The following is a 23430-nucleotide window of genomic DNA, read 5'->3' as shown; positions in this document are numbered from 1 at the left end:
GTAGTCGAACACCAGCGTGGCGGGCAGCCGCAGCCCGGTGGCCGGGTTGAGCCGGTTGCGCAGTTCGACACCGCTGAGCGAGTCGAAGCCCAGTTCTTTGAAGGTGGTGCCCGGCTGGACGCGGTCCGGGGACGGGTATCCCAGCACCACGGCGGCCTCGGCGCGCACCAGGTCGGTGAGGACCCGTTCCTGCTCCACGCGGGACAGCCCGGCGAGCTTCCGGGACAGCTCGTCCTCGTTCAAGGCCGGTTCGCCGGTTGTCGCGGCCGGTGCGGCGGCGAGCTGCCGGATCTCGGGCAGATCGCGGACGAGGGGCCGGTCCCGCCAGCCACCGGCGCCGGGTGCGGAGGTCAGTTGCGCCCAGTCGACGTCCATCACGGTCAGTGCGGTGTCCCCGCCTTGCAGGGCCTCGAACAGTGCCCGGACGGCGAGCTGTGGGTCCATGGCGGGCATGGGCATGCGTTGCATGCGGTTGCGGATGGCCTCCTTCGACTCGGCCAGACCACCACCACCCCACAAACCCCACGCCACCGACAACCCCGCCAGACCACGGCTCCGACGATCCTCCGCCAACGCATCCAGATACGCGTTCGCCGCCGCATAGTTGCCCTGACCCGCCGAACCCAACGTCGACGCCGCCGACGAGAACAACACGAACGCATCCAAGTCGAGATCGCCGGTCAACTCGTCCAGCAACGCCGCACTGACCGCCTTCGCCGCCAACACCGTCGCCAACCGCTGCGGCGACTGCCGCTCCACCACGCCATCGTCGAGTACGCCAGCGGTATGCATCACCGCCGACACGTCCGGGCCGGTGGAGCCGGTCCACGCCAGCAGGCCGGTCAGGTCGGCGCGGTCGCCCGCGTCGGCGGCCACGATGTCGGTCCGGGCACCGGCCGACGCCAGTTCGGCTGCCAGCGCCGCCGCACCGGACGCCGACGGCCCGGAACGACTCGTCAAAATCAACCGCGACGCCTCATGACCCGCCAACCAGCGCGCCACATGCCCCCCGATCGCGCCGGTACCACCGGTGATCAGCACACCGCCGCGGGGTTTCCACGCACGGTCGTCACGGGGCTGCGGGGCGTGGGTCATGCGGCGGCCCAGGATCGCGGCGGGGCGCAGCGCGACCTCCTGCTCCCCGCATCCGGCGAGGACCGCGACGAGCCGGGCTCCGGCCCGCTCGTCGAGCACGTCGGGCAGGTCGATCAGGCCGCCCCAGCGGTCCGGGTGTTCGACGGCCACGACGCGGCCGAGGCCGCCGATCTGGGCCTGGATCGGGCTGGTTAGGGTCTCGCCCGGAGCTGCCGCGACCGCGCCTACGGTGGCGAGCCACAGCGGCGCGTCCACGTCGAGATCGCCGAGCGCCTGCACCAGGGCGAGCGTCGTCGCCAGGCCTCGGGGCACGACCGGGAAGTCCGGCAGCGGTTCCTCGTCCAGCGCGAGCAGTGACAGTACGCCCGTCACCGCGCCCGTGTCGCCGATCAGCCCGGCCAGGTCGCCGCGCTCGGTCGCGTCGGCGGGCACCTCGATCAGCCGCACGTCGGCACCGCGCGACGCCAGAACGCGCTCCAGTTCACGTGCGCGATCCGTGCCGGCTGGACCGGTCACCAGCAGCCACGAACCGTTCAGCGCACCGGGGTCGGGTTCGGCCACCGGCGACCAGCCGACCCGGTACCGCCAGTTCGCGGTGACGGACCGGTCCTGCTCGCGGCGGCGCCACGATGCCAGCGCGGGCAGCAGGTCCTGGAGCGGGCGGCTGCCGTCGAGCGCCAGGTCGGAGAGGTCGCCGCCCTCGACGGCCGCCCAGAAGCGGGCCTCGGCCTCCGAGCCGGTCCCGGCCCGGTCGGTGGCCCGGCTCTGTCCGCTCGTCGGCAGGGCCAGGGTGCCTTCCGGCCAGTACCGTTCGTGCCGGAACGCGTACGTCGGCAGTTCCACCGTGGCCGCGGCCGGAAGCACCCGCGTCCAGTCCACGGACGCACCCGCAACGAACGCCTCCGCCAGCGACGTCAGCAACCGGGTCGCGCCACCGTCGTCACGGCGCAACGTGCCCGTCACGACCGCATCCTCCACCGTGTCACCGATCGCACCCAGCAACACCGGATGCGGCGTCACCTCGACGAACAAGTCATGCCCGCCACCAGCCAAAGTCCGCACCGCCCGCTCGAACTGCACCGGATTACGCAGGCTCGCAAACCAGTACGCGGCATCCAGCTCCGTGCCGGTCAGGGTCTCCCCGGACATCGCCGACACCATCGGCACCCGACCCGCACGCGGACTGATCCCCTCAAGAACCGACAGGATCTCCCGCTCCAGAACATCCACCTGAGGCCCGTGCGACGCGTAATCCACCGCCACCATCCGCGCCCGGACACCCTCGGCCTCGAAGGCCGCCTGGAGCTCCTGCAGAGCGTCCGGCTCACCAGACACCACCACCGACGCAGGACCGTTCACCGCCGCCAGCGAGGTCCGCTCGTCCAAGCGAGGCGCGACCGTTGCGGCGGACGCCGCGACCGACATCATCCCGCCCGCACCCGAGAGCGCCCGCAGTGTCTGCGACCGCAACGCCACCACCCGTGCCGCATCCTCCAGGCTGAGCATCCCGGCGACCGTGGCCGCCGCGATCTCACCCTGCGAGTGACCCACCACCGCATCCGGGGTGACACCCGCGGCCTCCCACACCGCGGCCAGCGACACCATCACCGCCCACAACAGCGGTTGAATGACGTCAGCGTCAGCCCAGTTGTCCGAACCCGACAGCATGTCGGTCAACGACCAGCCCACATACGGGGCCAGCGCCCGCTCACACTCCGCGAGGCGCGCGGCGAACACCGGGCTCACCGCGGCGAGATCCCGGCCCATGCCGACCCACTGTGAACCCTGACCCGGGAACACGAACACCGACCGCGTGCCCGAACGAGCCGCACCCGTCACCGTGGGACCGCCCAGCCCCGCAGCAAGTTCCTCCGGGCCGTCGCCGATCACCACGGCCCGGTGCTCGAACACCGACCGGGTCGACGCCAGCGACCACGCCACATCGGCCGCGTCCAGATCCGGGCGGGCACCCAGCCACTCCCGCAGCCGGCCCACCTGCGCAGTCAAACCCTGCGCCGAACGCCCGGACACCACCCACGCGGTCGAGGCACCAGCAACGACGACACCGTCGCCGGTCTCGTCCCCGGCCAACGCGCCCTGCTCGGCCGCAGCAGCGGCCTCCACCTGCGCCGGTTCCGAGGCCGGAGCCTCCTCCAGGATCACATGCGCGTTGGTGCCGCTCATCCCGAACGACGACACACCCGCACGGCGGACCCGCCCGCCGGAGGGCCAGGGTTTCGGCTCGGTCAACAGCCGGACGTCACCGGTGGTCCAGTCGATGTGCGGCGACGGCACATCGGCGTGCAGTGTGCGGGGCAGCTCATCGTGCTGCAGCGCAAGGACCATCTTCATGACCCCTGCGACACCGGCCGCGGCCTGGGTGTGGCCGATGTTCGACTTCACCGACCCGAGCCACACCGGCCGATCCTGCGGCCGCCCCCGACCGTACGTCGCCAGCAGCGCCTGCGCCTCAATCGGGTCACCGAGCGTGGTGCCCGTGCCGTGTGCCTCCACCACATCGATGTCGGCGGTGGTCAGCTGCGCCCCGGCGAGCGCGGCGCGGATGACCCGCTGCTGCGACGGACCGTTCGGCGCAGTGATCCCGTTCGACGCACCATCCTGATTCACCGCCGAACCCCGCACCACCGCCAGCACCCGATGCCCAAGCCGCCGCGCATCCGACAACCGCTCCACCACCAGCATGCCCACACCCTCGGCCATACCCATACCATCCGCGTCCGCCCCGAACGCCTTCGAACGCCCATCCACCGCCAAACCACGCGCCTGCGAAAACCCGATAAACCCATCCGGCGTCACCATCAACGTCACACCACCAGCAAGAGCCAGCGAACACTCCCCCGCCCGCAACGCCTGCACCGCCAAATGCAACGCCACCAACGACGACGAACACGCCGTATCCACCGTCACCGCCGGCCCCTCCAGACCGAACGTGTACGACAACCGACCCGACAGAATGCTCGGCGCGTTACCGGTCATCAGATGCGCGGCGATGCCCTCGGCGCCGGTCTCCAGGCTCATGCTCGCGTACCCCGAGCTGTAGCCGCCGATGAAGGCGCCGGTGTCGGAGCCGCGCAGGCGGCGCGGGTCGATCCCGGCCCTTTCCAAGGCCTCCCAGGACGTCTCCAGCAGCAGCCGCTGCTGCGGGTCCATGGCGAGTGCTTCCCGCGGGCTGATCCCGAAGACTCCCGCGTCGAACGCGCCGGCCTCGCTGACGAAGCCGCCCGCCCGCGTGTACGAGGTCCCGACGGTGGTGCTGTCGGCGGCGTCCGGGTCGTAGAGGGCGTCCAGGTCCCAGCCGCGGTCGACCGGGAACGGCCCGATCGCGTCGACACCCGTGCGGAGCAACTGCCACAGTTCGTCGGGGTTGTTGGCGCCGCCGGGGAACCGGCACGCCATGCCCACGATCGCGACAGGTTCGTCCAGTCCCACGCTGGTGATCATCGGGGTGACGGTCTCGGCCGCCGTGTCGCCCACGAGCTCGGTTCGCAACAACCCCGCCAACGCGGCCGGCGTCGGATAGTCGAACACCAACGTCGCCGGCAACCGCAACCCGGTATCGAACCGCAAACGATTCCGCAGATCCACCGCGGTCAACGAATCAAACCCCAGATCCGTGAACGCCCGACCCGCCTCGATCCGATCCACCGACGCATGACCCAACACCGCCGCCACCCGACGCTGCACCAGATCCAACAAGAACCGATCCCGCTCGACCACAGACATCGCCGCCAGCCGCCGCCGCAACTCCTGCGCGTCGTCTCCGGACACCGCGGTGGCACCTGCCGCGGCCCGGCGCGTCCGGGCCGGACGGCCACCGGCCAGCGCCCGCCACAGCGGCGGGATCTCACCCAGCTCGGCGGCCTGCTCACGCAGGCCGGCCAGGTCGATGCGGGCGGGCATGAGCACGGCCTCCGGCCGGGCCAGGGCCGCGTCGAGCACGGCCAGGCCTTCCGCGGCCCCGAGCGCCGCCAAACCGGCGCGCGAGATGCGGGACAGTGAGACCTCGTCCAGGTTCCGGCCGATGCCCGCCTCGTGCACCCACGGACCCCACTGCAGTGACAGGCCGGGCAGTCCGGCGGCGCGCCGGTGGCCGGCCAGGCCGTCCAGGAAGCTGTTGGCCGCGACGTAGTTGCCCTGCCCCGGTGAGCCGAAGGCGGCCGCCGCCGAGGAGAACATCACGAAGTGGTCCAGGTCCAGGCCACTGGTCAGTTCGTGCAGGTGCCAGGCCGCGTCGGCCTTGGGGCGCATCACCGCGGCCAGCCGGTCCCCGGTCAGTGTCGCGACCACGCCGTCGTCGATGACCCCGGCCGCGTGGAACACCGACCGCAGCGGCGTTTCGGCCGGGATCGCGTCCATGACGGCCGACAGGGTGTCCCGGTCGGCGACGTCGCCGGCCACCACCCGCACCCACGCGCCGTCGGCGGCGATGTCCGCCACGGTGGTCGCGACGTCGGCCGCGCCAGGACCGGATCGGCTCATCAGGACCACGCCGCCGGCCCGCCCGGTGGTCGCGAAGTGCTTGGCGACCAGCCCGCCCAGCGTGCCGGTCCCGCCGGTCACCAGGATCGTGCCGGCCGCACCGGAGGGTACGGACGGATCGGCGTTCGACGGGCGGATCAGACGACGCCCGTACGCGGAGTCTGCGCGCAGGGCGAGCTCCGGCTCGCCGGAAGCGAGCCCGGAAGCCAGCGCAGCGAGCGGCAGGTCGGCGTCGGGCAGGTCGGCCAGGATCAGACGCCCCGGGTTCTCCGACTGCGCCGACCGCAGCAGGCCCCACGCCGCCGCGCCGGCCAGGTCGCGTACGCCCTCACCGGCCACCGCGGCCACCGCGCCCCGGGTCAGCACCACCAGCGGCACCGACTCCAAGCCGTCCTCGTCGAGCCAGCGCTGCGCCAGCTCCAGCGCCTGCACGGCGGCCAGCCGGGTGCCGTCGATCACGTCGTCGGTGCCGCCGACGGACACCAGCACTGCGCCCGGGCGGACCTCACCGGCCTCGACCGCGGCGGCGACACCCGCCACGTCGTCGAAGCGGGCGGTCACGCCCAGCGCCGCGGTCACGTCGAACCGGTCGGTGCCGAGCAGCACCCATTCATCCGCGGTGACGTTGTCAGCCGGGCTGACCGGCACCCACTCCACCGCGTACAGCGCGTCCGGCACGCCGCCGGGAGTGCCGTGGAGCTTGTCGACCGGCACCGGCCGGGAGATCAGCGACGCCACCGAGACGACCGGGGCTCCCGCGGTGTCGGCCGCGGTCAGGGTCACGCCGTCGCCGTCGCGGCGCAGCCGGGCTCGCAGCACCGACGCGCCCTCGGCATACAGCCGGACGCCGGTCCAGGCGAACGGCATCCGCAGGCCCGAGTCGTCGTCGCCGGTGAGGGCTGCGGCGTGCATCACGCCGTCCAGCAGCACCGGGTGGATTCCGAAGGCGCCCGCGGTCACCTCGTCGGGGAGTGCCACTTCGGCGTACAGGTCGTCGCCGCGCTTCCACGCGCCCCGCAGGGCGTGGAACGCGGGACCGTAGATGCCGCTCAGGCGGGTGGTGTAGAGGTCGCTGACGTCGATCGGCTCGGCGCCGAGCGGTGGCCACACCGACAGGTCCGCGTCTGGGTCGGCGTCCCGCGGCGCGGGGGCCAGCGTGCCGGTGGCGTGCTGCACCCACGTCGTCTCCGCGGCGTCCGGGCGAGCGAACACCTGCACGTCACGGCGTCCATGGCCGTCTTCTGTGCCGAGTACGACCTGGACCTGGACTCCGCCGCCGTCGGCCGGGATGACCAGCGGCGCCTGCAGCGTCAACTCCTCCAGCAGACCGCAGCCGACCTGGTCACCCGCCCGAACCGCCAGTTCCACGAACGCGGTGCCCGGCAACAGCACCAGCCCGCCGACGGTGTGGTCGGCCAGCCACGGCTGGGACCGCACGGACAACCGGCCCGTGCAGAGCAGTCCGGCGCCGTCGGCCAGCTCGACCACCGCGCCCAGGAGCGGGTGGCTCGCCGCCGCCAGGCCCAGCGACACCGGGTCCCCGCCCGAACCCGCCGCGGGCATCGTCAGACGGCCCTTCGGCCAGTACCGCTCGTGCCGGAACGCGTACGTCGGCAGTTCCACCGTGGCCGCGGACGGAAGGACCCGGGTCCAGTCCACCGGCGCGCCCGCGACGAACGCCTCCGCCAGCGACGTCACCAGCCGGGTCGCGCCGCCGTCGTCGCGGCGCAACGTGCCACACACCGCACCCGGGACGGCCCCCGGACCGGCGTGGCCGGCCACGTCGTCGAGGGTGTCACCGATCGAGCCGAGCAGCACCGGATGCGGCGTCACCTCGACGAACAAGTCATGCCCGCCACCAGCCAGCGTCCGCACCGCCCGCTCGAACTGCACCGGATTACGCAGGCTCGCAAACCAGTACGCCGCATCCAGCTCCGCGCCCGTCAGGGTCTCGCCCGACATCGCCGACACCATCGGCACCCGACCCGCACGCGGACTGATCCCCTCAAGAACCGACAGGATCTCCCGCTCCAGAACATCCACCTGAGGCCCGTGCGACGCGTAATCCACCGCCACCATCCGCGCCCGAACGCCCTCAGCCTCGAAGGCCGCCTGCAACTCCTGCAACGCATCCGGCTCACCAGACACCACCACCGACGCCGGACCGTTCACCGCCGCCAGCGAGGCCCGCGCGTCCAAGCGAGGCTCGACGGTTTCAGCAGACGCCGCGACCGACATCATCCCGCCCGCACCCGAGAGCGCCCGCAGTGTCTGCGACCGCAACGCCACCACCCGTGCCGCATCCTCCAGGCTGAGCATCCCGGCGACCGTGGCCGCCGCGATCTCACCCTGGGAGTGACCCACCACCGCATCCGGGACGACGCCCGCCGACTCCCACACCGCGGCCAGCGACACCATCACCGCCCACAACAACGGCTGCACCACATCCGCATCCGTCCACTGACCATCACCGGACAACATCTCCGTCAACGACCAGCCCACATACGGCGACAGCGCCCGCTCACACTCCGCCAACCGCGCGGCGAACACCGGCGAAACCGACGCCAGCTCGCGGCCCATGCCGACCCACTGAGAACCCTGACCCGGGAACACGAACACCGACCGGGCCTGACCCCGCGCCACACCGGACACCACCGGCCCGCTCAGATCAGCGAGACCCGCCGCCAACTCGTCGCGATCGTGGCCGACCACCACCGCCCGGTGCTCGAAGAACGATCGCGTCGACGCCAGCGACCACGCCACATCTGCGGCGGTCAGCTCCAGACGCTCGTTCGTCCACGTCCAGAGCCGCTCCGCCTGGGCGGCGAGGCCGTCCGCCGACCGGCCCGAGATCACCCACGCACCCGCACCCGACACCACCGGGGTCGGCTCCTCGGGATCCGCAACGTCGTCCGCGGGGGCCTCTTCCAGGATCACGTGCGCGTTGGTGCCGCTCATCCCGAACGACGACACACCCGCCCGGCGCACCCGGCCGTTCCCGGTCCAGGACACCGGCTCGTTCAGCAGCCGGACCTCACCGGCCGACCAGTCGATGTGCGGCGACGGGACGCCCGCGTGCAGGGTGCGCGGCAGCTCACCGTGCTGCAACGCCAGCACCATCTTGATCAGCCCAGCGACACCGGCCGCGGCCTGCGTATGACCGATGTTCGACTTCACCGAACCCAACCACACCGGACGACCCTCCAGCCGACCCTGACCGTACGTCGCCAGCAACGCCTGCGCCTCGATCGGATCACCCAACGTGGTACCCGTGCCATGCGCCTCCACCACGTCCACATCAGCGGCAGCCAGCCCGGCACTGGCCAACGCCGCCCGGATCACCCGCTGCTGCGACGGCCCGTTCGGCGCCGTCAAACCATTCGACGCACCATCCTGATTCACCGCCGAACCCCGCACCACCGCCAAAACCGGATGACCGAGACGCTGCGCGTCCGACAGCCGCTCCACCACCAGCACACCGGCGCCCTCACCCCAGCCGGTCCCGTCCGCGTCCGCCGAGAACGCCCGGCACCGCCCGTCCACCGACAGCCCCTGCTGCCGCGAGAAGTCGATGAAGATCGTCGGGGTGGCCATCACCGTGACCCCACCGGCCAGGGCCAGGGAGCACTCCCCCGCCCGCAGCGCCTGCACCGCCAGGTGCAACGCCACCAGCGACGACGAACACGCCGTGTCCACCGTCACCGCGGGGCCTTCCAGGCCCAGCGCGTAGGACACGCGGCCGGACAGCACACTGGTGGCGTTGCCGGTCATCATGTGGCCCTCGACCCCGGCGTTGTCGCCGCCGTCCGCGAGCGCCATCGCGAGGTTGTAGTTCGAGCTGTAGCCGCCCGCGAACACGCCGGTCGGGCTGCCCCGCAGGGTGTCCGGGTCGATGCCCGCCCGTTCCAGGGCCTCCCACGACAGTTCCAGCAGCAGCCGCTGCTGCGGGTCCATCGCCAGCGCCTCACGCGGGCTGATCCCGAAGAACTCCGCGTCGAAGTCGGCGGCCCCGGAAAGGAAGCCGCCCTGGGCGACGTACGACGTGCCGTCGTTGTCCCGATCCGGGTCGTAGAGCTCGTCGAGGTCCCAGCCGCGGTCGCCGGGGAACCCGGAAACCGCGTCCCGGCCCTCGCTCAGCAGCCGCCAGAACCGGTCCGGGGTGGCCGCGCCACCCGGGAAGCGGCAGCCCAGGCCGACGATCGCGATCGGCTCGTCCGTCCCCGCGGCGATCGCGGCGGCGGAGGTGTCTCCCGTGCCCACTGCGCCGACCAGTTCGTCGCGCAGGAACAGGGCCAACGCCAGCGGGGTGGGGTAGTCGAAGACCAACGTCGCCGGCAATCGGAGCCCGCTGACGACGCTCAGCCGGTTACGCAGTTCGACCGCGGTCAGCGAGTCGATGCCGAGTTCCTTGAACGCCTTGCGGGCCGCGACCGGGTCGGCGGACGCGTGCCCGAGGACCAGTGCGGCTTCGGAGCGGACCAGGTCGGTCAGCGTTCGTTCCTGCTCGGCCGGGCTCAGCCCGGCCAGGCTCTGGGCCAGTTCACCGCGCGACGGCACCGTGGCGGGGGTCGCGGCCGCGGGCAGGTTGCGGATCTCGGGCAGGTCCCGGACCAGCGGCATGTCGCGAAGGTCCGCACCGGCCAGTTGGGGCCAGTCCACGTCCATGACGGTCAGCACCGCTTCGGCGCCGGTCAGTGCTTCGCCCAGGGCGCGCACCGCCAGGCGGGGGTCCATGGGCGGCATCGCGCCCCGGCCGACCCGGGCCCGTACGGCGTCGCTGGACTGGGCGAAGCCGCCACCGGCCCAGGCGCCCCAGCACACGGCCAGACCGGCGAGCCCTCGGGCGCGCCGGTTCTCGGCGATCGCGTTGAGGTGGGCGTTGGCGGCTGCGTAGTTGCCCTGTCCGGCCGTGCCGAGCATCGACGCGGCGGACGAGAACAGGACGAAGTCGTCCAGGGCCAGGTCGGCGGTCAGCTCGTCCAGCAGGTCCGCGCCGGCCGCCTTGGCCCGCAGGACCGTGGCGAGGCGGGCCGGCGACTGTCGTGCCACGACACCGTCGTCCAGGACGCCCGCGGTGTGCAGTACCGACGACAGCCCGGGTCCGGTCCACGCCAGCAGGCCGGAAAGCTCGGCGCGGTCGCTCACGTCCGCGGCGACCAGGTCGATCCGGGAGCCTGCGGTCGCCAGTTCGGCGGCGAGCGCGGCAGCGCCCGCGGCGGCGGGGCCGGATCGGCTGGTCAGGACCAGCCGAGGCGCGCCGCGTTCGGCGAGCCAGCGGCTGACGTGCCCGGCGATCGCGCCGGTGCCACCGGTGATCAGCACGTCGCCGCGAGGCCGCCAACCCTCGGCCGATGCCCGGGGCCGCGGCGCCCGGGTCAGCCGGTGGCCGAGGATACCTTCCGGGCGGATCGCGACCTGGTCCTCGCCGCACCCGGCCAGCACCGCCGCGAGGCGGGAACCCGCACGCTCGTCGAGGACCGCGGGCAGGTCGATGAGGCCGCCCCAGCGGTCCGGGTGCTCCCAGGCCACGACCCGGCCGAGACCCCACACCTGCGCCTGCACCGGGCTGATCATGTCCCCGGCAACCGCACCCCGCGTGGTCACCCACAGCGGCGCGTTCACCCCGGCGTCGCCGAGCGCCTGGATCAGCGCAAGTGTCCCCGCGAGACCCTGCGCGACCTCCGGGAACTCGGGCATCGCCGACTCGTCCAGGCCCAGCAACGAGACGACACCCGCCACCTCTGCGACCGGCGACAGCTCGGCCGGACCGTCGATCGCCACGACCTCGGCCCCATGGGCCCGCAGGGCACCCGCCACGTCGGTGGCGGATTGACCGCAGCCCACGACCAGCCAGCGACCACTGAGCAAATGGAGGTCCGGGTCGGTGACGGGCACCCAGATGGTCCGGTACCGCCAGTCCGCGGTCTGCGACCGGCGGCGCCACGCGACCAGTGCCGGCAGCAGGTCACTGACCTGCGGCTCCGGCAGGCCCAGGGTGTCGGCGAGTCCGGCCAGGTCGCCGTGGTCGACCGCGCTCCAGATCTCGCCGTCGGCGCCGGTGGAGACTGCGGACCCGGGGGTCGGCATGGTCAGCAGCCCCTGCGGCCAGTACTGCTCGTGCTGGAACGCGTACGTCGGCAGATCGACGCGCGCGCCGGACGGCAGCAGTGTGCTCCAGTCCAGGCCGACACCGTGCACGTACGCCCGGGCCAGGCCGGTCAGCAGATCGCCGTCGTTTCGGCGCTGGAGCGGAATGAACACGGCACCGTCGGGGCCCAGCGCCGACAGCGAGCCGTCCGGCCCGACTTCCAGGAACACCGAGATGCCCTGGTCCACGAGCGTTGCCAGCGCGTCGCCGAACCGGACCGCTCCCCGGGTCTGCGCCGCCCAATAGTCACTACCGGGCTCGCCGACCAACGCACCGTCCAGAGCGCCCGCCCACAACACCGTCGGCCGCCGATGGTCCAGCCCCGCCGCTACCTCACCAAGCTCAGCCAGGGCCGGTTCCATCGCCGCCGAATGGAACGCATGACTGACCCGTAGCTGTTTGACCCGGCAGCCCTGCGCACGCCAATGGTCCAAAACCCGCGCAACACCCTCGGCCGCACCCGAAACCACCACCGACTCCGGGCCATTGACCGACGCGACCTCCACACCATCAACCAACGTGGCAACCACGTCGGCCTCGGCCACGTTGATCGCCGCCATCGCCCCACCCGCGGGACACTCCTGCATCGCCCGGGCCCGCGCCGCCACCAGACGACACGCATCCGGCAACGACAACACCCCCGCCACATACGCCGCCGCGATCTCACCAACGGAATGACCCACCACCGCATGCGCCGTCACCCCGGCCGCCTTCACCACCGCCGCCAACGCCACCTCAAACGCGAACAACCCCGTCTGCGCATACAACGTCTGATCGGCCACCGACCCGTCGACACCGTCAGCACCCAGCACCAGATCACGCACCGGAACGTCGAGCAGAGCGCACACCTCGTCGAACGCCTCGGCGAACACCGCACTGCCCTCGTACAGGGAACGACCCATCCCCGACCACTGCGAACCCTGACCCGCGAAAATCAGACCGACCCGCACGGCAGGCCGCGCCACGCCCGAAATCACCGATGGGGAGTGCTGGCCGGTCGCCAGGTTCGCGAGGTTCGCGAGGAAGTCACCGCGGTCGTCGCCGAGGATCACGGCGCGGTGCTCGAACGCTGTCCGGGTCGTCGCCAGCGCCGACGCCACGTCGCTCGGCGCAAGCTCGGGCCGGGCCAGCACCCACTCCCGCAGCCGGCCGGCCTGACCGGCCAGGGCGTGCGCCGACTGTCCGGACAGCAGCCACGGGGAGACGGCGGACAGTACGCGGGTCCTCCCGTCGGCCGGAAGCTCGGCCGGAGCGGGGGCTTCCTCGATGATCACGTGTGCGTTGGTGCCGCTGATACCGAACGAGGAGACCCCGGCCCGGCGGACCCGCTCCCCGGCGGGCCAGGCCACCGGCTCCTGCAGCAGCCGGACGTCGCCGGCGGTCCAGTCGATGTGCGGCGACGGCACCGCGGCGTGCAGCGTGCGCGGCAGCCGGCTGTGCTGCAGGGCGAGGACCATTTTCATCACGCCGGCGACACCGGCGGCGGCCTGCGTGTGACCCAGGTTCGACTTGACCGAGCCCAGCCACAGCGGCCGGTCCGCGGGGCGCTCCCGGCCGTACGTGGCCATCAGCGCCTGCGCCTCGATCGGGTCGCCGAGTGACGTGCCGGTGCCGTGCGCCTCCACCACGTCCACGTCGGAGGGTGTCAGTCGCGCGTTGGCGAGGGCTGTCTGGATCACACGCTGCTGGGACGGGCCGTTCGGTGCGGTGAGACCGTTCGAGGCGCCGTCCTGGTTGACGGCGGAGCCCCGGATGACGGCCAGGACGTTGTGCCCGTTGCGCTGGGCGTCCGACAGGCGTTCCACGACCAGCATGCCGACGCCCTCGGCCATGCCCATGCCGTCCGCGTCGGCCGCGAACGCCTTGGAGCGCCCGTTGGTGGCCAGGCCGCGCTGCTGGGAGAAGCCCACCATCTCCCACGGTGTCGCCATGATCGTGACACCGCCGGCCAGGGCGAGGGAGCACTCCCCGGACCGCAGCGCCTGACCGGCCAGGTGCAGCGCGACCAGCGACGACGAGCAGGCCGTGTCGACCGTGACCGCGGGACCTTCCAGGCCCAGCGCGTACGACACGCGGCCGGACAGCACGCTGGTGGCGCTGCCGGTCATCATGTGGCCTTCCAGTCCGGAGGTGCCGTCGCCGACGAGCGCGAGGACCGTGCCGTAGCCGGAGCCGTAGCCGCCGGCGAAGACACCGGTCGGGCTGCCCTTGAGCGTGGTCGGGTCGATGCCGGCGCGTTCCAGGGCCTCCCAGGAGACTTCGAGCAGGAGCCGCTGCTGCGGGTCCATGGCGAACGCCTCGCGGGGGCTGATGCCGAAGAACGCGGCGTCGAACTCGGGGGCGCCGGTCAGGAAGCCGCCCTGCGCGACGTACGCCGTACCGGCGTGGTCCGGGTCCGCGTCGAACATGCCGTCCAGGTCCCAGCCCCGGTTGCGGGGTGCGTCACCGATCGCGTCGGTGCCGCTGATCAGCAGCTGCCACAGTTCGTCCGGGCCGGCCGCGCCACCCGGGAAGCGGCAGGCCATGCCCACGATGGCGATGGGCTCGTCGGCCGCCACGCCGGTGATCCCGGCCGGGGACGCGCTGGGGGCGAGGTCGCCGGCGAGTTCGGTACGCAGGTGGACGGCCACGTCGGCCGCGGTCGGGTAGTCGAAGATCAGGGTCGCGGGCAGCCGCAGCCCGGTCGCCGCGTTCAGCCGGTTGCGCAGTTCGACCGCGGTCAGCGAGTCGAATCCGAGTCCCTGGAACGCCCGCTGCGGCGCGACCGCGTCCGCCGAGGTGTGCCCGAGGACCAGTGCGGCTTCGGAGCGGACCAGGTCGGTCAGGATTCGTTCCTGCTCGGACGGGTTGAGCCCGGTCAGGCTCTGGGCCAGTTCACCGCGCGACGGCACCAGAGCGGGTGTCGCGGCGGCGGGCAGGTTACGGATCTCGGGCAGGTCCCGGACCAGCGGCATGGCGCGCAGGTGGGCGGCATCGGGTGCGGCGGCCAGCTTGGCCCAGTCCACGTCCATCACGGTCAGCACGGCGTCGCCGCCGGTGATTGCTTCGCCGAGCGCGCGGGCCGCGAGCCGCGGATCCATGGGCGGCATCGCGCCCTGGCCGACCCGGGCCCGTACGGCGTCGCTGGACTGGGCGAAGCCGCCGCCGGCCCACGCGCCCCAGCAGACCGTCAGCGCGGGCAGGCCCCGCTCCCGCCGGTTCTCGGCGAGCGCGTCGAGGTACGCGTTGGCGGCCGCGTAGTTGCCCTGCCCGGCGGTGCCGAGCGTCGATGCGGAGGAGGAGAACAGGATGAAGTCGTCGAGGTTCAGGTCCTCGGTCAGCACGTCGAGCAGCGCCGCGCCGACGGCCTTGGCCCGCAGGACCGTGGCGAGGCGGGCCGGCGACTGTCGTGCCACGACACCGTCGTCCAGGGCACCGGCGGTGTGCAGCACCGACGACAGGCCCGGACCGGTCCAGGCCAGCAGACCCGAGAGTTCGGCACGGTCACTCGCGTCGGCGGCGACCACGTCGACCCGGGAACCTGTGGTCGCCAGTTCCGCGGCGAGCTCGGCAACGCCCGCGGCCGACGGGCCGGAACGGCTGGTCAGGACCAGGCGCGACGTGCCGCGTTCGGCGAGCCAGCGGCTGACGTGCCCGGCGATCGCGCCGGTGCCACCGGTGATCAGCACGTCGCCGCGCGGCCGCCAACCGTCGGCTGAGCCGCGCGGCCGTGGCGCCCGGGTCAAGCGGCGGCCGAGGATGCCTTCCGGGCGGATCGCGACCTGGTCCTCGCCGCACCCGGCCAGCACCGCCGCCAGGCGGGAGGCCGCCCGCTCGTCGAGGACCGCGGGCAGGTCGATGAGGCCGCCCCAGCGGTCCGGGTGCTCCAGCGCAACGACCCGGCCGAGACCCCACGCTTGCGCCTGCACCGGGCTGGTCACGCCGGAGGCAACCGCGCCCCGCGTGGTCACCCACAAGGGCGCATCGGAACCGGCGTCGCCGAGCGCCTGGATCAGCGCAAGTGTCCCCGCGAGACCCTGCGCGACCTCCGGGAACTCCGGCATCGGCGACTCGTCCAGACCCAGCAGGGAGATGACACCCGCCACCGCACCGGACGACGGCACCTCCGCCGGACCCTCGATCGTCACGACCTCGGCGCCATGGGTTCCCAGCGCGGCCGCCACGTCGTCGGCGGCCTGACCGGAGCCCACGACCAGCCAGCGCCCGCTCAGCACGGCAAAGTCGGGGTCGGCGACCCGTGTCCACTTCGTGCGGTACCGCCAGTCCGCGGTCTGCGACCGGTTGCGCCACGCGACCAGCGCGGGAAGCAGTTCGCCGACGGACCGGTCCGGCAGGTCCAGGGTTTGCGCGAGTCCGGTCACGTCGCCGTTGTCGACCGCGGTCCAGAACTCGGTCTCCGCGCCGGTTCCCGCGGCAGCGCCGACGGTCGGAAGGGTGAGCAGCCCCTGCGGCCAGTACCGCTCGTGCTGGAACGCGTACGTGGGCAGGCCGACCCGCTCCCCGGCCGGCAGCAGCGCGCTCCAGTCCACGGTCACGCCGTTCACGAACGCGCGGGCCAGCCCGGTGAGCAGGCCGCCCTCGCCTTCCTTGCGCCGCTGCAGCGGAACGCACACCGCGGTGTCCGGGCCCAGCGACGACAGCGAACCGTCCGGCCCGACCTCCAGGAACACCGACACGCCCTGGTCCACCAGGGTCCTCAGGGCATCACCGAACCGCACGGCTCCCCGGGTCTGTGCCGCCCAGTAGTCGCCGGCAGGCTCGCCGACCAGCGCGCCGCCAAGGGCACCCGCCCACAGCAGCGTCGGCCGCTGGTGGTCCAGCCCGGCCGCGACCTCGCCGAGGGACGCCAGGGCCGGTTCCATCGCGGCCGAGTGGAACGCGTGACTGACCCGCAACTGGCGAACCCGGCGGCCCTGACCACGCCAATACTCCAAGACCTGCTGCACGGCCTCGGCCTCACCGGAGACCACCACCGAGTCCGGGCCGTTGACCGACGCGATCTCCACACCATCAACCAGAGACGCCACCACATCGACCTCGGCGGCGTTGATCGCCGCCATCGCCCCACCCGACGGCAGGGCCTGCATCGCCCGAGCCCGCACCGCCACGAGACGGCACGCATCCGGCAGAGACAAAACCCCCGCGACGTACGCCGCAGCGATCTCGCCGACGGAGTGACCGACCACCGCATGCACCGTCACACCAGCGGCGTTCACCACCGCTGCCAGTGCCACCTCGAAGGCGAACAACCCGGTCTGCGCGTACAGGGTCTGGTCGGCAAGAGACTCGTCGACACCCTCGGCGCCCAGCACGAGATCCCGCACCGAGACACCGAGCTCGAGCTCCAACAGGCCGCACACCTGATCGAATGTCTCGGCGAACACCGGGCTGTTCTCGTACAGGGAACGACCCATGCCCGACCACTGCGAACCCTGACCCGCAAAGATCAGGCCGACCTGAACGCCGGGCCGCGCCACCCCCGACACCACCGAGGGGGAATCCTGAGCGGTCGCCACGGATGCGAGTCCCGCCAGCAGCCCGTCGCGGTCGCGGCCGAGCGCGACGGCCCGGTGTTCGAACAGCGAGCGGGTCGCGGCCAGCGACGACGCCACGTCCGCCGGGGCGAGCTCGGGCCGGGTCAGCACCCATTCCCGCAGCCGGCCGGCCTGTGAGGCGAGGCTCTGCGCCGACCGGCCCGAGACGATCCACGCGCTGCCGTCCGAGAGCACCGGCGTCCGGGGCGCTGCCGCGGTGGCGGTCTCGGCGGGCGGCTCCTCGATGATCACGTGGGCGTTGGTGCCGCTGATGCCGAACGCGGACACGCCGGCCCGGCGGACACGCTCGCCGGCGGGCCATGCGACCGGTTCCTGCAGCAGTGCGACGTCGCCGGCCGACCAGTCCACGTGCGGGGACCGGATTCCGGCGTGCAGCGTGCGCGGCAGGAGGCCGTGCCGCATGGCAAGGATCATCTTCATCACACCGGCGACACCGGCGGCGGCCTGCGTGTGGCCCAGGTTCGACTTGACCGAGCCCAGCCACAGCGGCGCCTGCCCGGCACGGTCCTGACCGTACGTGGCGAGCAGCGCCTGCGCCTCGATCGGGTCACCCAGGGTGGTGCCGGTGCCGTGCGCCTCCACGACGTCCACATCGGAGGGTGCGAGCCGCGCTCCGGCCAGGGCGGCGCGGATGACCCGCTGCTGCGACGGCCCGTTCGGGGCGGTCAGCCCGTTGGAGGCGCCGTCCTGGTTGATGGCCGAACCCCGCACGACCGCGAGGATCGGGTGCCCGTTGCGCTGGGCGTCCGACAGCCGCTCGACCACGAGCATGCCCGCGCCCTCGGCCATGCCCATGCCGTCCGCGTCCGCGGAGAACGCCTTGGACCGCCCGTCCGCGGCGAGTCCCCGCTGCTCGGAGAAGCCGAGCAGCTCCCACGGTGTCGCCATGATGGTGACGCCGCCGACGAGCGCGAGGGAGCACTCGCCGGAACGCAGCGCCTGACCGGCCAGGTGCAGCGCGACCAGCGACGACGAGCAGGCCGTGTCGACCGTGACCGCGGGACCTTCCAGGCCCAGCGCGTACGACACCCGGCCGGACAGCACGCTGGTGGCATTGCCGGTCATCAGGTGCCCGTTGCCTTCGAGGCCCGGGGTCTGCGCGTCCATGAGCGCGGCGACCATCGCGTAGCCAGAGCCGTAGCCACCGGCGAAGACGCCGGTGGCGCTGCCACGCAGGGCCTTCGGGTCGATCCCGGCGTGTTCCAGGGCCTCCCAGGAGACTTCCAGCAGGAGCCGCTGCTGCGGGTCCATGGCGAGCGCTTCGCGGGGGCTGATACCGAAGAACCCGGCGTCGAACTCGGCCACGTCGGTGAGGAAGCCGCCCTGCTGGGCGTACGCCGTACCCTCGTGGTCCGGGTCCGGGTCGAACAGGCCGTCCAGGTCCCAGCCGCGGTCGGTGGGTACGTCGCCGACCGCGTCGCCGCCGGTGGACAACAGCTCCCACAGGCGTTCCGGGGTGCTCGTGCCGCCCGGGAACCGGCAGCTCATGCCGACGATCACCATCGGGTCGTCGTCGGTGGCCGCAAGCGCGGCCGTTTCCGGGGTCGCCGGGGTGGTGGCCAGTTCACCGGCCAGCTCGGTGCGCAGGTGGGCGGCGAGGGCCACGGAGTTCGGGTAGTCGAAGATCAGGGTGGTGGGCAGCCGCAGGCCGGTTGCCGCGTTCAGCCCGTTGCGCAGCTCGACGGCGGTCAGCGAGTCGAAGCCCAGCTCGTTGAAGGCGCGGTCGGCCTCGATGGCCTCGAACGACGAGTAGCCCAGCACGGCGGCCGCCTCGACCCGTACGAGGTCCGCGAGCGCGCGCTGCTGGCCGGCGCGGTCGAGGCCGGCGAGGCGCTGCGACAGCTCGCCCTGGCCGTGGACCACGGTCGCCGGGCCGGTGGCGGCAGTGGTGAACTGCCGGATCTCCGGCAGGTCCCGGACCAGCGGCATGTCGGACAGGTTCCCGGCGTTCGGGGCGGCCGCGAGCTGTGTCCAGTTCACGTCCATCACGGTGAGCACCGGGTCGGTGCCCTCCAGGGCCTCGCCGAGCGCGCGCACGGCGAGCTGCGGGTCCATGGCGGGCATGGGTCCCTGCTGGGTGCGTTGCCGGACGACGTCGTTCGCGCCGGCCAGTCCGGCGCCGTCCCAGGCGCCCCAGCACACGGCCAGCGCGGGAAGTCCGCGGCTGCGCCGGTTCTCGGCGAGGCCGTCCAGGTACGCGTTCGCGGCGGCGTAGTTGCCCTGCCCGGCGGCGCCGAGCACGGAGGCGGACGACGAGAAGAGGACGAACGCGTCCAGGTCGAAGCCGGCGGTCAGTTCGTCGAGCAATGCGGCACTGGCCGCCTTGGCACGCAGGCTGGTTTCCAGGCGGGACGGTGACAGCCGTTCCACCACGCCGTCGTCGAGAACCCCGGCGGTGTGCAGCACCGACGACAGCGCCGATCCGGTCCACGCCAGCAGGCCGGTCACGTCGTCCCGGTTGCTGACGTCGGCGGCGATCACGTCGACCCGCGAGCCGGCCGCGGCCAGTCCCGCCGCGTGCGCGGCGACGCCGGTGGCCGCCGGCCCGGAACGGCTGGTCAGCACCAGGCGGGACGTGCCGCGTTCGGCGAGCCAGCGACTGACGTGCCCGGCGATCGCGCCGGTGCCACCGGTGATCAGTACGTCGCCGCGCGGCCGCCAGCCCTCGGCGGATGCCCGCGGCTGCGCGGCCCGCACGAGGCGGCGGCCCAGGACCCCGGCCGTACGGATCGCGGCCTGGTCCTCGTCGCATCCGGCCAGCACCGCCGCCAGGCGGAGGCCGGCGCGGTCGTCGAGCACGGGCGGCAGGTCGATCAAGCCGCCCCAGCGGTCCGGGTGTTCCATGGCGACGACCCGGCCGAGACCCCAGATCTGCGCCTGTACCGGGCTGGTCAGCGCCTCGCCCGGACCGGCGGCGACCGCACCGCGGGTGACCAGCCACAACGGAGCGTCGACTCCGGCGGCGCCGAGCGCCTGGACCAGGGCCAATGTCGCCGCGAGACCTTGCGGGACGGCCGGGAACTCCGGCATCGGCGACTCGTCGAGTCCCAGCAGCGACACGACGCCCGCAACGTCACCGAACGAGGCGAAGTCGGCCGTGGCGTCGATCGCCGACGCTTCGGCGCCTCGGGCCGTCAGCGCTGCGACCACGTCGTCGGCGGGTTGCCCGGTTCCGGTCACCACCAGCCATGTGCCGGACAGCAGGCCCGCGCCCGGGTCGGTGACCGGTGCCCACGTCGTCCGGTACCGCCATCCGGCGGTCAGCGAGCGGTCCCGTTCCTCGCGCCGCCACCGAGCGAGTGCGGGCAGCGCTTCTTCGAACGTACGCTGCCCGTCCACGGAAAGCGTCTCGGTCAGCCGGGTCAGGTCGCCACGCTCGACGGCGGCCCAGAACTGCTCCTCGGCGGCCGAGCCCACGCCCGTACCGGCCGTCTTGGCGGTGGGGCTGCCGGTCTTCAGCCAGTACTGCTCGTGCTGGAACGCGTACGTGGGCAGGCCGACCCGCTCACCGGACGGCAGCAGTGTGCTCCAGTCGACGGTCACGCCGTGCACGTACGCCCGGGCGAGCCCGGTCAGCAGGCTGCCCTCGGCCTCCTTGCGCCGCTGCAACGGAACGCACACGGCACCGTCCGGGCCCAGCGACGACAGCGAGCCGTCCGGCCCGACCTCCAGGAACACCGAGATGCCCTGGTCCACCAGCGTGCGCAGCGCGTCGCCGAACCGCACCGCCCCCCGAGTCTGCGCCGCCCAGTAGTCACTGCCAGGCTCGTGGACGAGCCCGCCGTCGAGAGCACCCGCCCACAACACCGTCGGCCGCCGATGGTCCAGCCCCGCCGCTGCCTCACCAAGCTCAGCCAGGGCCGGTTCCATCGCCGCCGAATGGAACGCATGACTGACCCGTAGCTGTTTGACCCGGCAGCCCTGCGCACGCCAATGGTCCAAAACCCGCGCAACACCCTCGGCCGCACCCGAAACCACCACCGACTCCGGGCCATTGACCGACGCGACCTCCACACCATCAACCAACGTGGCAACCACGTCGGCCTCGGCCACGTTGATCGCCGCCATCGCCCCACCCGCGGGACACTCCTGCATCGCCCGGGCCCGCGCCGCCACCAGACGACACGCATCCGGCAACGACAACACCCCCGCCACATACGCCGCCGCGATCTCACCAACGGAATGACCCACCACCGCATGCGCCGTCACCCCGGCCGCCTTCACCACCGCCGCCAACGCCACCTCAAACGCGAACAACCCCGTCTGCGCATACAACGTCTGATCGGCCACCGACTCGTCGACACCGTCGGCACCCAGCACCAGATCACGCACCGGAACGTCGAGCAGAGCGCACACCTCGTCGAACGCCTCGGCGAACACCGCACTGCCCTCGTACAGGGAACGACCCATCCCCGACCACTGCGAACCCTGACCCGCGAAAATCAGACCGACCCGCACGGCAGGCCGCGCCACCCCCGCCACCACCGACGGGGAGGGCTGGCCTGCGGCCACGTTCACCAGCTCGTCGCGGTCGCCGCCGAGCAGGACCGCCCGGTGGTCGAACGCCGACCGGGTCGTGGCCAGCGACCACGCCACGTCCGCGGGCGCCAGCTGCGGACGCGCTCCCGTCCACTCCCACAGCCGGCTCGCCTGACCGGCCAGGCCCTGGGCGGACCGGCCGGACAGCAGCCAGGCGGCCACCCCGGAGATCACCGGCGTCCGGACCTCGGCCGGAGCGGCCGGTTCGCCGGTCTCCGCCGGCGCCTCCTCGAGAATCACGTGCGCGTTGGTGCCGCTGATGCCGAACGACGACACGCCCGCGCGTCGCACCCGCTCCCCGGCAGGCCAGGCCACCGGCTCCTGCAGCAGCCGCACCTCGCCCGCCGCCCAGTGGATGTGTGGGGACAGTTCGGCGGCGTGCAGGGTCCGCGGGAGCTGCTGGTGCTGCAGCGCCAGCACCATCTTGATCACGCCGGCGATGCCGGCGGCGGCCTGCGTGTGGCCGATGTTGGATTTCACCGTGCCGAGCCACAGCGGCGCCTGGCCGGCGCGATCCTGACCGTACGTGGCGAGCAGCGCCTGCGCTTCGATCGGGTCACCCAGCGGGGTGCCGGTGCCGTGCGCCTCGACCACGTCCACGTCGCTGGTCGACAGGCGCCCGCTGGCCAGCGCCGCGCGGATGACCCGCTGCTGCGACGGTCCGTTGGGGGCGGTCAGGCCGTTCGAGGCGCCGTCCTGGTTGATCGCCGAACCGCGGACGACCGCGAGCACGCGGTGGCCGTTGCGGCGGGCGTCGGAGAGTCGTTCCAGGACGACCATGCCGACACCCTCGGAGACGCCCATGCCGTCGGCCTGCGCGGAGAACGCCTTGCACCGGCCGTCGCGGGCGAGCCCGAGCTGCCGGGAGAACTGGGTGAACATGATCGGGCTGGCGGTCACGGTGACGCCACCGGCGAGCGCCAGCGTGCATTCGCCGGAGCGCAGCGCCTGTCCGGCCACGTGCAGCGCGACCAGCGACGACGAGCAGGCCGTGTCGACCGTGACCGCGGGACCTTCCAGACCGAGCGTGTACGAGACGCGGCCGGAGATGATGCTGGTCGAGGTGCCGGTCATCAGGTGACCGTCCATGTCCTCTTCCACGCCCGGGGTGAAGCCGTACCCGGAGAGCGAGGCCCCGGCGAAGACGCCGGTCAGTGAGCCGCGCAGCGACGCCGGGTCGATGCCGGCGTGTTCCAGGGCTTCCCAGGAGACCTCCAGCAGCAGCCGCTGCTGCGGGTCCATCGCGACGGCTTCGCGCGGGCTGATGCCGAAGAAGCCCGCGTCGAAGCCGCTCGCGTGGTGCATGAACCCGGCCTCGCGGACCTGCGAGGTGCCGTCCGGGTCCTGCGCGTAGATCTCTTCGATGTTCCAGCCGCGGTCACCGGGGAATCCGGCGACCGCGTCGGCGCCGGACTCCAGCAGGGCCCAGAACCCTTCCGGATCCTGGGTCCCGCCGGGGAAACGGCATCCGATCCCGACGATGGCGATCGGTTCGTGGTTGCGTTCCTCGGCCTCGCGGAGTCGCTCGCGCGTCTCGTGCAGGTTCGTGGTCGCCCATTTGAGGTAATCACGGAGGGTTTCTTCGTTCGCCAC

The 23430-nt window shown here is 72.7% G+C and carries 1 protein-coding gene (only partly in view); it reads right to left on the bottom strand.

Going from position 1 to position 23430, the window contains the following annotated elements; genetic code table 11:
- Window positions 1-23430, bottom strand: partial view of a type I polyketide synthase gene (locus ACMCNK_RS01870; RefSeq protein ID WP_412734624.1) — the 5' portion only. It extends 276 nt beyond the left edge of the window; 23430 of the gene's 23706 nt are visible here — the first part of the coding sequence; it begins with the start codon at window positions 23428-23430; the stop codon falls past the left edge of the window.

The sequence above is a fragment of the Krasilnikovia sp. MM14-A1259 genome (genome assembly GCF_047159535.1).
Classification (GTDB): domain Bacteria; phylum Actinomycetota; class Actinomycetes; order Mycobacteriales; family Micromonosporaceae; genus Actinoplanes.
The sequence above is the reverse complement of the archived record's forward strand: the minus strand, read 5'-3'. Positions and strand labels throughout refer to the sequence as shown.